Consider the following 13,545-nt stretch of genomic DNA (forward strand, 5'->3'; position numbering starts at 1 on the left):
TGGGTGATCAATGCGACTGAAACGCTAGGGATCGGTGATCGACATTCGTTTAACGATCGCTCAACGCGAGCCTTCACGACTGCGTTGCCCAGGCCGAGGAGACTGGGGCGGAGCGCTTCGAAACGGTCGGCGTCGGCTCCGGGGGCGGCGAGATCGCACAGTCCCGATGGACGCGAAGCGCCGGCGGGTCGCCCGTGCGCAAGACCCTGGACGTGACGGTCCTGGGCGGACAGGCGCTCAGCTCCCGCTCCTGACCTCCAACGCCCTTCCCAGGACGGGCGCCAGAGCTTCGGCGTAACCCTCTGCCATATGGCTTTCGTCCCGGTAGACGAAGGTGTCGTACACCGCGACGGGACAGTCTCCGTGCGTCGTGCACAGCCAGGGCTGCGGGTCGATCACGGAGACGCCGGTCGAACGTGCCGCTGCCTTCGTGGCGTTCCTGCGGGTCACGTCGTGCAACGCCTTGGGGACGCGGACCGAGCAGTCCCGCAGGTGCAGGGGGTGGATGGCCGCGCAGTCGAGTACGTCCTCGCGAGGCCAGGGTGTGTCGAGGAGCGCGACGACCCGGGCACCTGATCGCGAGAGCTTCCGGAACGTCCGTACGTAGCCGTCGGTCCATCCCGCGAGCGGGTCCCGCATCGTCTGCGCCGGGGTGCCCGCGTCGGAGGAGGACACGAGGACGAGTGAGGGACGGAGCTTCTCGATCCGCGAGAGCGCGTCGGCGCGCCAGCGGTCACATGTCGTATAGGGACGGCGTGCGTTGACGATGGTGACCGCAGCCGCCTTGCAGGAGGCCTTGGTCATCGATATCAGCTTCCAATGGTGCTGCAGGGCAAGGACGTTGAGTGCCGGGAACCACTGGGCCGCGTGGGAGTCGCCGAAGAGTACGACGACGTCCTTCGAGGACCGGTCTCCGTACACGCACATGGGTGCGCTCGTGCTGGCGTAGTTCTGGTGGCACCCGTCCCGGTACACGGCGGACCGTACGTCCGTGATCCCTGTGAGTGGCGGTGTGAGGTTGTCCGGCAGGCGGGTGCCGGTCGTACCGAGGGCCTGCGTGAGGCGCGCGCCGGGGTCCGGGGCAGAGGCGAGGGCGTCCTTGAGCACGGGGGCGGGCTCGCCGGAGCTGATCGACGGCGGGAAGGCCGCCGCGATCAGCGCGGTGGACGCGGTGACGGCGGTCAGGACGAGGCCGAGCCGCAGGCCACGGCCCGGGCGGCCGCGCAGGGCCCGGTGGAAGCGCACCGGGTTCTCGACCAGGCGCAGGGTCAGCCAGGCCGGGAGCAGAGCGGCCGCACCAAGGGCCAGCTCCAGGTGCGTGCCGGCCGGCCTGTCCAGCACCTTCGGCCCGATGACCAGGAACGGCCAGTGCCATAGGTACCAGCTGTACGACAGCCCGCCGAGCCAGGTCACCGGCCGTGCGGTGAGCATCCGGCGAGCTCCCGGCCACGCGGGCGAGGTACCGCCGACGATGACGAGGGCGGCGCCGATGACGGGTGCCGCCGCGGCCGTTCCCGGGAAGGGCGTGTCGGCGTCGAAGCGCAGCGCGGCGGCGATGATGCAGGCGAGACCGGCCCACGTCATCGCCACGGCCACGCCGGCCGGCAGACGCGGAGGCCGGAGCAGGGCGAGGGCGGCCAGCGCTCCGGCGCCCAGCTCCCAGGCGCGCGTGTGCGAACCGAAGTAGGCCCACGGCGCCGACTGCCCGGTCACGTAGACGCTCAGCCCGAACGACACCGCGCACAGCGCCACCAGGGGTATCGCCAGGAGCGCGCGGCGCCGCCTCGAGAGCCGCCAGCCGAGGAACAGGAGCAGCGGCCACACCAGATAGAACTGCTCCTCGACGGCCAGCGACCAGAAATGCTGGAACGGGGACGGAGGGCTGCCCTCCGCGAGGTAGTCGGTGCCCGTGGCCGCGAGGCGGAAGTTCACCGCGTACAGAGCGCTGGCGAACGCGTCGCTCATGTACTCGGCGAAGCGGATCTTCGACAGGAACATCCACGATCCGGCGAGGGTCACCAGGCCGACGAGGGCCGAGGCGGGGAGCAGGCGCAGCGCCCTGCGGGCGTAGAACGCACGGATCGATATGCGGTCGGAGGCGGACAGTTCGCGCAGGAGCGAGGACGTGATGAGAAAGCCCGAGATCACGAAGAAGACGTCGACCCCGACGTAGCCGCCGCTGAACCGTGTGACCCCGGCGTGGCCCAGGACGACCAGAGTGACGGCGAGGGCCCGGAGCCCCTGGATGTCAGGGCGCTGCCCAGGCGCGGTGTGTGTCGCGCCCGGCGGAGGTGAGGTGCGCCCGGTGTCGGACGCCGGCTTCTCTTCCCCCGTCCCCGTCGACTGCGTGGCGGGTTCGGTTGCTGCCTGTCCGGCGTGCGTTCTTGCGCGAATTACGGCGTATGGAGTCCTGGTCACGTCTGGGACTGTCCGGTCAGACCCGTGTGTTGCGGCCGCGCACCCTTCTTTTTGAGCACTCAACCAGGTGTTCACCGGTAGGGCGCCTGCGAGTCGTCCGGTGTTGCGCCGGCGCCCGGCACCATGGCGTGGCTCACGCAACGGCTGCCGCGAAACGGAGACATGCGGTCATGGAGGACTCACTGCGCGCCCGGATCAGGGCGGGCGACGCCGATGCCTTCGCGGAGCTCTTCGACGACACCTCTCCCGAGGTGCACCGCATGGCGTTGCGCGCGACGGGCGACTGGGCGCAGGCCGAGGACGTCGTCTCGCTGACCTTCCTGGAGATATGGCGGCTCCGGCAGACGGTGCGCCGCGAGGACGCCCCGCTCCGGCCGTTCGTCCTGGGCGTCGGCCTGAACGTCCTGCGCAACCAGTCCCGCTCGGCCCGCCGTCACCGCGCGGCCCTGGCCCGGCTGCCCGCCTGTGAGCACCTGCCGGACTTCGCGGACGAGGTGGTCGACCGCATCGCGGACGCCGAGCAGGTCGCCGCCGCCCGCACGGCACTGGACGCGCTGAACCGCGCCGAGCGCGACGTCGTCCTCCTGTGCGGCTGGTCGGAGCTCAACTCCGAGGCCGCCGCCGAGATTCTGGGCGTGGCACCGGGCACGGTCCGCTCGCGCCTGTCACGGGCGAGGGCGCGGCTGCGGGCGTCCGTCGACGCGTAGGCCCACGAAGGCAGCGACCCGCGCGAGGGCTCGTCGAAGCAGGCGGGGAGAGCCGGCCGGGTCCACCAACTTCACTGGTAGCCCTGCCCCTCGGGGAAACTCCCTGTCGACCAGGAGCCTGACGAGGGCCTCACTGATCGCGGGGCGCGCCTGCGCGGAATTCGTCGTCGCCAAGCGCGCCTCCTCGTCCCGGCCCCGCCGGCCCGCCCCTACGGCAGGCATCCCGAGCCGGCACAGTCGTGCGCCGCCGCACCCGTCCACCGGTTCTCACCGGAGTACCCGCCCTCACCGGACCTCTCACGCCTCCGAGTCCGGCAGACGCGCCTCGATGCCGTCCAGCAGGAACGTCAGACTGAGTGCGAACTGCTCGTCCATATCGGGCCCGGACGGTTCCTCCATCCAGCGGGCCAGCAGTTCGTGCCCGCCCTGCTGCGCCACTCCTCTGACCGCGTTGACCGCCGCGGCCAGCCGCTCGGGGGTGTCGATTCCCAGCCGGCGGCGCATGGCGTGCTCCTCGGCCTCCTGCTGTGCGCCGCCGAAGACATGGCGGTCGAGCAGCGCGGCGTACGCGACGGCCTCCCCCAATGCGGCGCCGCGCCCCACGAGCACACGCAGCTGGAACTCCGTGCGGTGCAGCATGTGGGGACCCAACGGGGGGCGGGTCGGAACGAGCTGCGCGAACCACAGGTGTCTCTTCGCCATGGCCCAGCTCTCCATCGCGACCCCTCGCAGGTCCGCGCGCCAGTCGGGGCCCGGCTCCGCCGGCACGGGAATCTCCGCGGTGGCGGCGTCGAGCATCAGGTCGACGAGTCCGTCCTTGCTCATCACGTGGCGGTACAGCGCCATCGGCGTGTACGGCCCGAGGCGTCGGGCGACCGCGGCCATGGTCAGGGCCTCCGCTCCGCCCTCGTCGGCGACCGCTGTCGCGGCCCGCACGATGTCGTCCCGCTCCAGCGGGCTCTGCCTGCGCTTCGGCGGCTCCGCACGGGTCCAGATCAAGGGCGTACCGAAGTCTCCGGCCGCCGTCCGCTCGTCGTCCATGGTTGCAGTTTATGCCATCAGCTAGAGTTTATGTCATAAACGTAAGTGAGCGTGAGGAGAGCGTCATGGACCCGACCACCGCACCCGCCGGGATCCGGCTCGGCATCGTCCGGGGCATCAGCTACGGCATGTTCGGCAAGCCGGATCCCTTCGTCCCGCAGATCCGGGCACTGGGCGGTTCGCTGGTGCGTGTCTACGTCTACTGGGGACAGGTCGAGCCGGAACCCGGTCGCTACGACTGGACCGTGGTGGACGCGATCCTCGACCAGTTGGACCCGGCCGACGAGGCGTGGATCACGGTGTGTTCGAGCTCGCCCTGGGCCACGCGGAACCCTTCGGCGTTCCTGCCGTCGTCCCCGGCACATGACAACGCGCAGTACGCGCGCTTCGTGAGCCACCTGGTGACCCGCTGCAGGGGCCGTATCGACTACTGGCAGTGCAACAACGAGCCGAGCAACACGGGCCTCCTCTGGGACGGCACCGCGCCCGAGTACGTCGAGCAGCTGACGGCCTTCACCCGCGCGGTGCGTGATGCCGACCCCGGCGCGCGGATCGTCCTCGGCGGCTGCGGCTACGACGTCCTGTCGAGCCCGCCCGGCAGCGCGGAGCGCGGCTTCTTCGACCATGTGGTGGAGCACGGCCGTGACGCGTTCGACCTCTTCTCCGTGCACCTGTACGGCGACCCGCACGACATCCCGGACCAAGTGGAGTCCGTGCGCGCGATGATGCGCCGGCACGGCTACGAACGGCCTGTGGTGGCCGGTGAGTACAACGGGCCGACCCTGTTCGAGTTCCCCGAGGCCCAGGCAGCGTTCCAGCAGGAGATGATGGCGGCGTTCGCGTCCCCCGCCACCGGCGCGGAGGCGGAGCCGCCGGACCGCGGCACCATGCGGGCGCTGTACGCCCGGGAGGCCGAACTCCCCGACTCGCTGCGGATGTTCCTGGAGGACTGTCCTCCGGAACTCGCCGCGCGCAGGGACCGGATCAACTGCCGCCAGGTCGTGACCCGCAACGTTCTCGCCCTGGCCGCCGGCGTGTCCCGCACCGTCTGCTGGAACCTCGCGCCCGAGATCCCCGGCTACCACGACCGGCTGAACATGATGGGGTTCCTGTTCGGCAAGCTCGCCCTGCTCGACTACGACGGACCGGAGCTGACCGCACGTCACCCTTCGGCCGACGCGTTCGCCCGCCTGGCCGGGCATCTGGACGGCGCCGACGGCGTGCGCCGCCTGGCGGCCGGGGAACGTCCGGAGCTGTACGTCTTCGAGGTGTCGCGGCCCGGGCGCGGTCCCCTGGAGGTCGTGTGGACAGCAGGGGACGTACTCACCGGCGAGGACGAGCCGCCCACGCGGATCGAACGTCCGTGGCCTCATACGGAGGTTCACGCCGTGGACGCGTTCGGGGTTGCCGTACCGGTGACGCGTGACGGGTCGCTCGTCCGCTTTCCCGTGTCCGTGACCCCCGTGTTCCTGTCGGCCGGGCCTGCGTAGTCGGTGGACGGCCCGTCAGGCGCGGCCCGCAGCCTTCTGGCGCGTGCGGGAGAGGGCGTCGACGACCACGGCAGTCGGCAGGGCCGAGCCGTGGACCGGGCCTAGCCCCGGCCGCCGAACAGGATCGTGCCGCCCGTAAGTGGTACGGCGGAGCACGAAGTCGAGGAGTACCAGCAGGATCAGGAAGATGAGGAGGGCAAGTGCCAGGCCCTGGTGGCGGTCGAGGATGCAGGCAGTGGCGAAGGCGATCGCGGCGAGGACGACCGTGCACAGCACGATCTCGGCGACCGGCCGGACCGGCACCCTGGCGACCGGCCGCCGCCTGGCGTCCAGGAGCGACGCGGCCGGCAAGAGTCCGACGCCGACGGCCGCGGTGATGTAGGGCGGCAGCCGGGCATGGAAGCCGCCCCGCTCAGGCGTGCGAAGATCGCCCGATGACGATTCCAGGCAGCGGCGGCCCCACGGTCCGGTCCGCCGACCCGGGCCAGGTCATCTACGAGGACGAGGTCCAGATCGTGGTCGTGACCCGAGGGGAAACCAATGGATGACTTCGGCCCGCTCGACCGGGACCAGGTCGAGCAGCGCGCGGCGCGTGGTGACACGTCGTATCTGCGGGAGTTGGCGGCCCGGCTCGCCGAGCGGCGCGAGGCCGCCGCAGAGCAGGCGCGGGAGTACGGACGCCATCTCGCCCATGTCGTACGGGTGCTGGCACTCACCCCCGGACGTGACAGCCTGAGGCAGTTGCTCCTGCTCCTCGACGAGAAACAGGTGTCGAGCGGCCTCCACCCGCGCTTCGTCGCTTCGCTCCTCGCCGAGCACCAGGAGCCCGCCGACCTGGCGGCCACCGTCTTCGACCTGCCCCACTCGGACCGTCTCGACGAGCTGCGTGGCTGCCTCTTCCACGAGTTGATCCTTCGTGGCGTGGACATCGACGACTTCCGGCCGCTGCGGACCTGGACGATCGTCCGGCCGGGCTGGTCCGCCCTCGCATGGCTGCCGAATCAGCTCCGCGGCATGGAGACCGCCGTTGACTTCCCCAGCCGGTCACTGCGCGGCTCGGCCCGAGGCGGTGGATCGGGCCTGCCCACCGAGGGCCGGATGGATCCGCCCACGCCAAGGGTGACCGCCCGTTCCGCCCTTCAGGACGTCGCCACCACGGACGTGTACGAGAGCATCGTCGCCGCCCCGGAGGCCGGGGAATGGGGTGACCACGGGGCATGGGTCTTCCGGCTCGACGAGGCCATCGGACCGGAGCAGGTGCCGGCCCTCCTTCCGACCCTGCCCATGCCCTGCGTCGACGGGCTCGGCCCCACCGGCCGCTTCGAAATCGCGATCCGCCCGGTGGACGAGATCTGGCGGCTGCTCTTCGCCACGGCGTCGATGGGCGGCATGTACAGCGCGGGCGTCGACGGTGCCTACGGACGGCTCTGGGCATGGCGTTCGCTGGCCGGCCTCAGTGGCACCGCCCCGGACGCGAGCGCCGATGAGGTCGAGCGACACGCGTCCCAGAGCACGTGGTTCCACTTCGAGGCCGACGCGGAGTGGTTCCACAACGACCTCTGCGCCGACTACGGCATCGCCACGCTCTCGCCGGACCGTCGCCGGCTCGCCGTCCTCGCCGCCACGGACACCGACTGATCAAGCCCTTCCAGAGCATGCCCACGGGCGTGACGCCTCATCAGATCTCCGGTTCGACCCACTGCTCAAGGAAGTCGTCACCGAGGTCGGGTACGAGGTCCTCTTCCCCGCCGTACGGGGACAGCTCGGCCCAGATCACCTTGCCGCGCGGCGGATAGCGCGTGCCCCAGCGTTCGGCGTAGTGGGCGACGAGGAACAGCCCTCGTCCGCCCTCGTCGGTGGTGGCGGCCCGGCGCAGATGGGGCGCTGTGCTGCTGCCGTCGGAAATCTCGCAGATCAGGGTGCGGTCGTACAGCATGCGGACCTTGATCGGCTGCGTGCCGTGGCGGATGGCGTTGGTGATCAGTTCGCTGAGGATGAGCTCGGTGGTGAACGCGATCCCGTCGAGGCCCCAGTCGTCGAGCCGGCGCAGGCACGCGGAGCGTACGGGGGCGACGGCCGCCGGATCGGACGGCACGTCCCATTCGGCGACCCGGCCGGGGTCGAGAAGCCGGGTGCGGGCGACCATCAGGGCGACGTCGTCGTCGGGCCGCTCCGGCATCACGGCGTCGAGGACGTCCGTGCAGGTCTCCTGCGGTGTGCGGTTCGCTCCGTTGGACAGAGCGGCACGCAACAGCTCGATGCCGGTGTCGAAGTCGCGGTGCCGGCCCTCGATCAAGCCGTCGGTGTACAGCACGAGTTGGGAGCCTTCGGGCAGGAGCAGCTCGAGGGTCTCCATCGGCATGCCGTCGCCGAGTCCGAGGGGCGGGGACACGGGTACGTCGAGGAGAGTGACGGTTCCGTCGGGGCGGACCACCGCTGGTCCGGGGTGGCCGGACGAGGCCATCGTCACGTGTCCGGTGACCGCGTCGTAGATCGCGTACAGGCAGGTCGCCCCGATGATGCCCGCGCCGTCGCCCTCGCGTACCACGTCGGCGTCGATGCGGGCGACCTGTTCGTCGAGGTGGCTCAGGAGTTCGTCGGGGGTCAGGTCGAGGGACGAGAAGTTGTGGACTGCGGTGCGCAGTTGCCCCATGGTGGCCGCCGCGCGTACGCCGTGCCCGACGACGTCGCCGACGACGAGGGCGACGCGGGCGCCGGGCAACGGGATGAGGTCGAACCAGTCGCCGCCGACCCCCGCTTCGGCGGGCAGGTAATGGTGGGCGACCTCGAGCGCGGACTGCTCGGGGAGCGCTCCGGGCAGGAGGCTGCGTTGCAGGGTGACGGCCATGGCGTGTTCGCGGGTGAAGCGGCGGGCGTTGTCGATCGCCACGGCGGCGCGGGCAGCCAGCTCTTCGGCGGTGGACAGGTCGTCCGGCTCGAAAGGCTCGGTGCTCTCCATGCGCCAGAAGTCCGCGAGGCCGAGCACGACGCCGCGTGCGCTCAGGGGCACGCTGATCAGGGAGCGGACGCCGTGTTCCAGAATCCGCCTGGCGCGCTCGGGGTCCTGCGTCCGCCAGCCGCCGACCGCGCGCAGATCGCCCTCGAGTACCGCACGGCCGTCGCTCATGGACAGGGCCATCGGGGTCGCGGGGGCGAACCGGATCAGTTCGCCCACGGGATAGAACACGTCCTTGCGCGAGATGCCCGTGACGGCCGCGCGCCGCATTTCGGTGGTGTCGCCGCTGGGCTCGCCGCCCCGTATGACGCCGTCCAGGAGTTCTACGGTGACGACGTCCGCGAAGCGGGGGACGGCGACATCGGCCAGTTCCTCCGCGGTGTGTATGACGTCCAGGGTCGTGCCGATGCGTACGCCCGCGTCGTAGAGGAGTTGCAGGCGTTCCCTGGCCGACTGCGCCTTGCCCGCGAGGGCCCGCAGTTCGGTGGAGTCCCGCAGTGTCACCGCGTTACCGGCGGGCCCGCCGTACAGGGCCGTCGGCCGTACGTTCACCGCGAGCAGGCGGTCGCCCGCGCGGTGCACCTCGTCGGTCACGACCTGTTCGGCGACGAGGAGTTCGGCCATGTGCGGGGCGAGGCCGAGGTCCGCGATGGCGCGACCTTCCGCACCCGGCGGCAGTCCGAGGAGCCGTTTCGCCTCGTCGTTGGCGAGCAGCAGGCGGCCGTCCCCACTGGTGATGAGCACGCCTTCCTTCACGGCGTGCAGGACCGCGTCATGGTGCTCGTACATCCGCGAGAGCTCGGCGGGATCCAGGCCGTGGGTCTGGCGCCGCACCCTCCTGCTCACAAGGACCGAACCGGCCGTCACGACGAGTAGCGCGCCCGCGGCGGACCCCAGGAGCATGGGCAGTCTGTCCGACACCCCGGCGTTTATGTTCTCCACGGTGATCCCGACGCTCACGAGGCCGACGACGGAACCGTCGGTGTCGATGACCGGGACGGTCGTGTTCACGGCGGGTCCGACGGATGTGTTGAAGGTGCTGGTGATCGCATGGCCGGCGAGCGCGTGCGCGAACGAGCCGATCACGCGCTTGCCGATCAGGCTCGGGTCGGGGTGGGACCAGCGGATGCCGGCCGGGCTGAACGTCACGACGTAGTCGACGCCGGCCGCCTTGCGGACCGCTTCCGCGCTGGGCTGGAGCACGGCGCTCGGGTCGGCGGACTTCATGGCGCTCAGCGTCCCCGGGGAGTGGGCGAACGCCTCGGCGGTCGCGACCGAGTGCTGCCTGGCCTCCCGCATGGACGAGTCCCTGGTCTGGAGCACGAGCGCCGCCCCGGCCGCGACAACGAGCAGCACGGTCAGTGTCAGCTGCAGCAGAAACACCTGGCCTGCGACGCTGTGCACGCTGACAAGGGAGCGGAGGCTCTGTCCCCAGGAGGGCCGTGGCTCCCCGAAGACGGTTCCCTCCTGTCGGGCGGCAGGCCGCCCGAGGGACTGCGTCATATCCCCTTTGTAACACTGTGCGTAATCAGGGGCGAAGCGCCGGCCGGAGAACCGCTGCGGACCGCGCCGGCGGCGAGTTCCCTCACGAGGAGTGACCCGGTGAACGCGTCAGCCTGCCTGTGATCCGTAAACGCGCTCGACTGTCATCGTCATGAGCACCCTGCGGTCCGACACCATCACCGACCGGTACTCGTCCCAGTCGGGGTGCTCGCCGGACGCGGCGCGGTAATAGCTCACGAGGGCCTCGACCTCGAGGCCGTGCGGGTCCGTTCCCGGTCCTACGAGCGTCACCGGGCCCTCGGCCGTGGCCCATGACCAGCCGTCGGCGCTGGTGACCTCCAGGGCGGCGCGCGGGTCACGGCGCAGATTCGCCGTCTTGGCGCGTCCCTCGGTCATCGAGACGTAGAGGAGACCTGCCTCCTCGTCGTAGAAGGGCATGACGGGGGAAAGCTGAGGCAGGCCGTCCGACTTGATCGTGGCGAGAACACCGAGTCGGCTCTGGGCGAGCAGCGTGCGCGGGCTGAACGAAGTGTCGGTCATATGCAAGTTCAAGTCCCGATCTGACGCCGCTATTCCCCTTGGACACACGCTCACCGCATCGCAGGGCCGGGGTCCCGCAGTCCCGCAGCTCACGGATGGGAGACTGGTCTGCCATTTGGCTTCGAGGGGATGGACGGGATCATGCGACGCCGTCAGGTGACGACACACATCGTGGCACTGGTCATGGCGGTGACCGCGACAGCGGCCGCGACGGGCTGTACCCGCCTTCTCGACGACAAGGGCCCGCTGCCGTCACGGTCCGCGGAACCGCGGCTGTCGGCGGACACGGCGGTGCGCGAACTGACGTCCGCGCTGGCGGCGGAGGGCGTCACGCTCGATCGTGCACCCCAGGACCAGATCGCGATCGAGTGCACCGAGCGCCTGACGGGCCGTGGCGAACCGGCGAAGGCCGGCGCGGCCCTGAAGTCCGGTTTCGCCCGTGCCCGTTCCGACCACGGCTGGAAGAGCGGCCCGGACATCGGCAGCACGTCACTCACCCTGCGCAAGGGCAACTGGACGGCGGCGGCCACCCTCCCGCCCGCGACGGCGGCGTCCCCCGCGACGCCGGTCACGATCATCGTCAACCTCGTGTGCGACGGCGCCCGCTCGAAGTCCGGGACGGGCACCTCGCCGACCCCGGCCGCGTCCTGAGCGTGACGTTTTCGGGCCTCGGCTACTCGCCCGGCCGCGCCGCCTCCGCACGCAGTTTCGCGGCCCGTTCGGTCGGGTCGTAGGCCGGTCCGACGCCCTCGATCAGCAGCAGATCGCCCTCGATGTGGTCGGTCCGCAGCCGCAGAATGTCCTGGTACGGGGGCGAGTTGTACCAGGCACGCGCCTCGGCGAGGCCGGGGAACTCGATCAGCACCATGCTGCCTGGCCAGCTCCCCTCGACCACTTCGGCGGGCGGGCCGTGGATGACGAAGCGGCCCTCGAAGGGGTCGAGCGTGGCCTGGATGCGCTCCAGGTACTCGATGATGTCGGCGTGATGCCGGCGGCTGCGGAGATGCGCGAAGCCATAGGCGGGCACGGTCGGGCTCCCTCGTTCAGGTCCTCGCGGTGCGGGGACGAGGACCCGAACGTAGACCGGGGGCGTTTGAGGGGTCGATTACCTCTGAGGTAGTTGCCAGGGAGCCGCCGCGGCGTTCACGGGACAACCCCCTGGACCATGGTTCAGGAAAGGGCCCCCACGTGCGCGAGGGCCTGCTTCAGGAGGACGCCGTGCCCGCCCGGCATCTCGTTCTGGACCATCTGCGACGAGGCCTCCTCCGGAGTGAACCAGACCAGGTCGAGTGCGTCCTGCCGGGGCCGGCAGTCACCGCTCACGGGGACGATGTACGCGAGCGACACGGCATGCTGGCGAGGGTCGTGGAACGGCGTGACGCCGAGCGTCGGGAAGTACTCGGCGACAGTGAAAGGCTGCAGGGACGCCGGCACGCGCGGCAGGGCGACCGGGCCGAGGTCCTTCTCCAGATGACGCAGCAGCGCGTCACGGACGCGTTCGTGGTGCAGCACCCGGCCGGAGACGAAGGAGCGGCTGACCGTCCCGTCCCGCCCGATACGCAACAGCAGTCCGATGTGGGTGACTTCACCATTGTTGTCGACTCGCACCGGTACGGCTTCGACGTACAGGATCGGCATGCGGGCGCGCGCCAGTTCAAGATCGTCGGAGGTGAGCCAGCCGGGCGTGGTTTCGGTCGTATCAGACATTGGGCGATCGTACTTTCAACGTCCCCCGCGTCACGCACGCCGCTCCCGGCAACACCCCGATCGGGGACGGACGGTCGTACACGAATTCAGGCAAACGGCACGAGGTGGAACACCGGGTGCCGCGCCGACTCCGCGGCGAACTCCTCGTCGGTCGAATCCGGCGTCACGTCGAAGTAGGCCCGGGTGACCGGCACTTCCCGCAGGTACTGCCGCAGTACGGGGACGCTTTCCTCGGGGCCGAGTTCGACCACGCGCAGGTTCTGCGACCGGCCGCCGCGGCTCAGGCCGACCTCGCCGGCGACGCGCGCGTTGCGCACCCAGTCGCCGACCCCGTAGGCGGCGACGAGCCAGCGCTCACCGCCCGCCGACATCACGTCGACCGGGGTGGAGTACGGGCGGCCCGACTTCCTGCCCTTCACGGTCAGGATGTAGCGGTAGCCCTTGCCGATCCCCAGCCGGGTCATGGTCGCGAACACCCGGTTGACGGCGCGTGTCCCGAGTCCGACACGGTATGACTTCGCCATGCGCCCCTCCTCTGCTTCCGACCTGCCGTGCTCGATCCTGTCCTCAGCGAACTCGTCCTGGTCGCCTACGCGCCGAAAGCCTACGTTCTCCTGTTGGAACAGCCCCAGTTGACCATTCGAAGGCAGGCAACATGTCCACACGCCCACCCCTCCCGCCTTTCACCCGCGAGACTGCGATCGAGAAGGTACGCCTCGCAGAGGACGGCTGGAACAGCCGCTCCCCGCAGAAGGTCGCCCTGGCCTACAGCGCGGACTCACGTTGGCGCAATCGCGCGGAGTTCGTCACCGGCCGGGACGCGATCGTGGAGTTCCTGTCGCGCAAGTGGAACCGGGAACTGGACTACCGGCTCATCAAGGAGCTGTGGGCCTTCGACGGCCACCGCATCGCGGTCCGCTTCGCCTACGAATGGCATGACGACTCCGGCCACTGGTTCCGTTCGTACGGCAACGAGAACTGGGAGTTCGACGACGACGGCCTGATGCGCACCCGCCACGCGAGCATCAACGACCTGCCGATCGAGGAGTCCGAGCGCAAATATCGCTGGCCGCTCGGGCGCCGCCCCGACGACCACCCGGGCCTCACCGATCTCGGTCTGTGAACACGCCGACGCCGCTCGCCGCGATGTGACGGCGTAGCGCCCCGCCGTCACGGGGATGGG

General features: G+C 70.4%; 13 protein-coding genes. 5 read left to right on the forward strand and 8 right to left on the reverse strand.

Going from position 1 to position 13,545, the window contains the following annotated elements; genetic code table 11:
• Nucleotides 1-237 precede the first annotated feature (237 nt).
• Nucleotides 238-2,418, reverse strand: coding sequence for an acyltransferase family protein (locus OG574_RS04425; RefSeq protein WP_326771951.1), 2,181 nt, complete (start codon nucleotides 2,416-2,418; stop codon nucleotides 238-240).
• A 170-nt stretch (nucleotides 2,419-2,588) separates the two neighbouring features.
• Between OG574_RS04425 and OG574_RS04430 the strand changes: the two genes are divergently transcribed.
• Nucleotides 2,589-3,125 carry an RNA polymerase sigma factor gene (locus tag OG574_RS04430; protein ID WP_100593404.1) on the forward strand — a complete coding sequence of 179 codons (537 nt, stop codon included), beginning with the start codon at nucleotides 2,589-2,591 and terminating at the stop codon, nucleotides 3,123-3,125.
• A gap of 297 nt (nucleotides 3,126-3,422) precedes the next feature.
• Here OG574_RS04430 and OG574_RS04435 read toward each other — a convergent pair whose 3' ends face one another.
• The gene (locus OG574_RS04435) at nucleotides 3,423-4,166 is read right to left on the reverse strand and encodes a TetR/AcrR family transcriptional regulator (protein WP_326771952.1); all 744 of its coding nucleotides are present in this window, start codon (nucleotides 4,164-4,166) and stop codon (nucleotides 3,423-3,425) included.
• A 65-nt stretch (nucleotides 4,167-4,231) separates the two neighbouring features.
• Between OG574_RS04435 and OG574_RS04440 the strand changes: the two genes are divergently transcribed.
• Nucleotides 4,232-5,656: a hypothetical protein gene (locus OG574_RS04440; protein ID WP_326771953.1), complete on the forward strand. Its 1,425-nt coding sequence runs from the start codon at nucleotides 4,232-4,234 to the stop codon at nucleotides 5,654-5,656.
• Nucleotides 5,657-5,671: 15 nt separating this feature from the next.
• On the opposite strand, the gene OG574_RS04445 is transcribed toward OG574_RS04440, so the two are convergent.
• Nucleotides 5,672-6,007, reverse strand: a complete 336-nt coding sequence (locus tag OG574_RS04445) for a hypothetical protein (RefSeq protein WP_326771954.1) — start codon at nucleotides 6,005-6,007, stop codon at nucleotides 5,672-5,674.
• Nucleotides 6,008-6,196: 189 nt separating this feature from the next.
• Here OG574_RS04445 and OG574_RS04450 point away from each other — a divergent pair, with 189 nt between their 5' ends.
• On the forward strand, nucleotides 6,197-7,294 hold the full coding sequence (locus OG574_RS04450; protein ID WP_326771955.1) for a DUF6183 family protein: 1,098 nt from the start codon (nucleotides 6,197-6,199) through the stop codon (nucleotides 7,292-7,294).
• Between the two features lie 40 nt (nucleotides 7,295-7,334).
• On the opposite strand, the gene OG574_RS04455 is transcribed toward OG574_RS04450, so the two are convergent.
• Nucleotides 7,335-10,115: a SpoIIE family protein phosphatase gene (locus OG574_RS04455; protein ID WP_398376912.1), complete on the reverse strand. Its 2,781-nt coding sequence runs from the start codon at nucleotides 10,113-10,115 to the stop codon at nucleotides 7,335-7,337.
• 108 nt (nucleotides 10,116-10,223) lie between these two features.
• Nucleotides 10,224-10,655: a PPOX class F420-dependent oxidoreductase gene (locus OG574_RS04460; RefSeq protein WP_326771957.1), complete on the reverse strand. Its 432-nt coding sequence runs from the start codon at nucleotides 10,653-10,655 to the stop codon at nucleotides 10,224-10,226.
• Nucleotides 10,656-10,796: 141 nt separating this feature from the next.
• Here OG574_RS04460 and OG574_RS04465 point away from each other — a divergent pair, with 141 nt between their 5' ends.
• Nucleotides 10,797-11,306, forward strand: coding sequence for a hypothetical protein (locus OG574_RS04465; protein WP_326771958.1), 510 nt, complete (start codon nucleotides 10,797-10,799; stop codon nucleotides 11,304-11,306).
• 22 nt (nucleotides 11,307-11,328) lie between these two features.
• Here the strand turns inward: OG574_RS04465 and OG574_RS04470 are convergent, their stop codons facing one another.
• The 3 genes from OG574_RS04470 to OG574_RS04480 form a co-directional block, all read right to left on the reverse strand.
• On the reverse strand, nucleotides 11,329-11,682 hold the full coding sequence (locus OG574_RS04470) for a DUF1330 domain-containing protein (protein ID WP_100593396.1): 354 nt from the start codon (nucleotides 11,680-11,682) through the stop codon (nucleotides 11,329-11,331).
• A gap of 143 nt (nucleotides 11,683-11,825) precedes the next feature.
• Complete coding sequence (locus OG574_RS04475) at nucleotides 11,826-12,362, reverse strand: NUDIX hydrolase family protein (protein ID WP_100593395.1); 537 nt, start codon at nucleotides 12,360-12,362, stop codon at nucleotides 11,826-11,828.
• A gap of 86 nt (nucleotides 12,363-12,448) precedes the next feature.
• A complete protein-coding gene (locus OG574_RS04480; RefSeq protein ID WP_326771959.1) occupies nucleotides 12,449-12,886 on the reverse strand; it encodes a nitroreductase family deazaflavin-dependent oxidoreductase in 438 nt (145 codons plus the stop codon).
• A 131-nt stretch (nucleotides 12,887-13,017) separates the two neighbouring features.
• On the opposite strand from OG574_RS04480, the gene OG574_RS04485 reads away from it, so the two are divergent.
• Complete coding sequence (locus tag OG574_RS04485; protein ID WP_326771960.1) at nucleotides 13,018-13,485, forward strand: nuclear transport factor 2 family protein; 468 nt, start codon at nucleotides 13,018-13,020, stop codon at nucleotides 13,483-13,485.
• Nucleotides 13,486-13,545 lie beyond the last annotated feature (60 nt).

This window comes from Streptomyces sp. NBC_01445, from assembly GCF_035918235.1.
GTDB lineage: Bacteria > Actinomycetota > Actinomycetes > Streptomycetales > Streptomycetaceae > Streptomyces.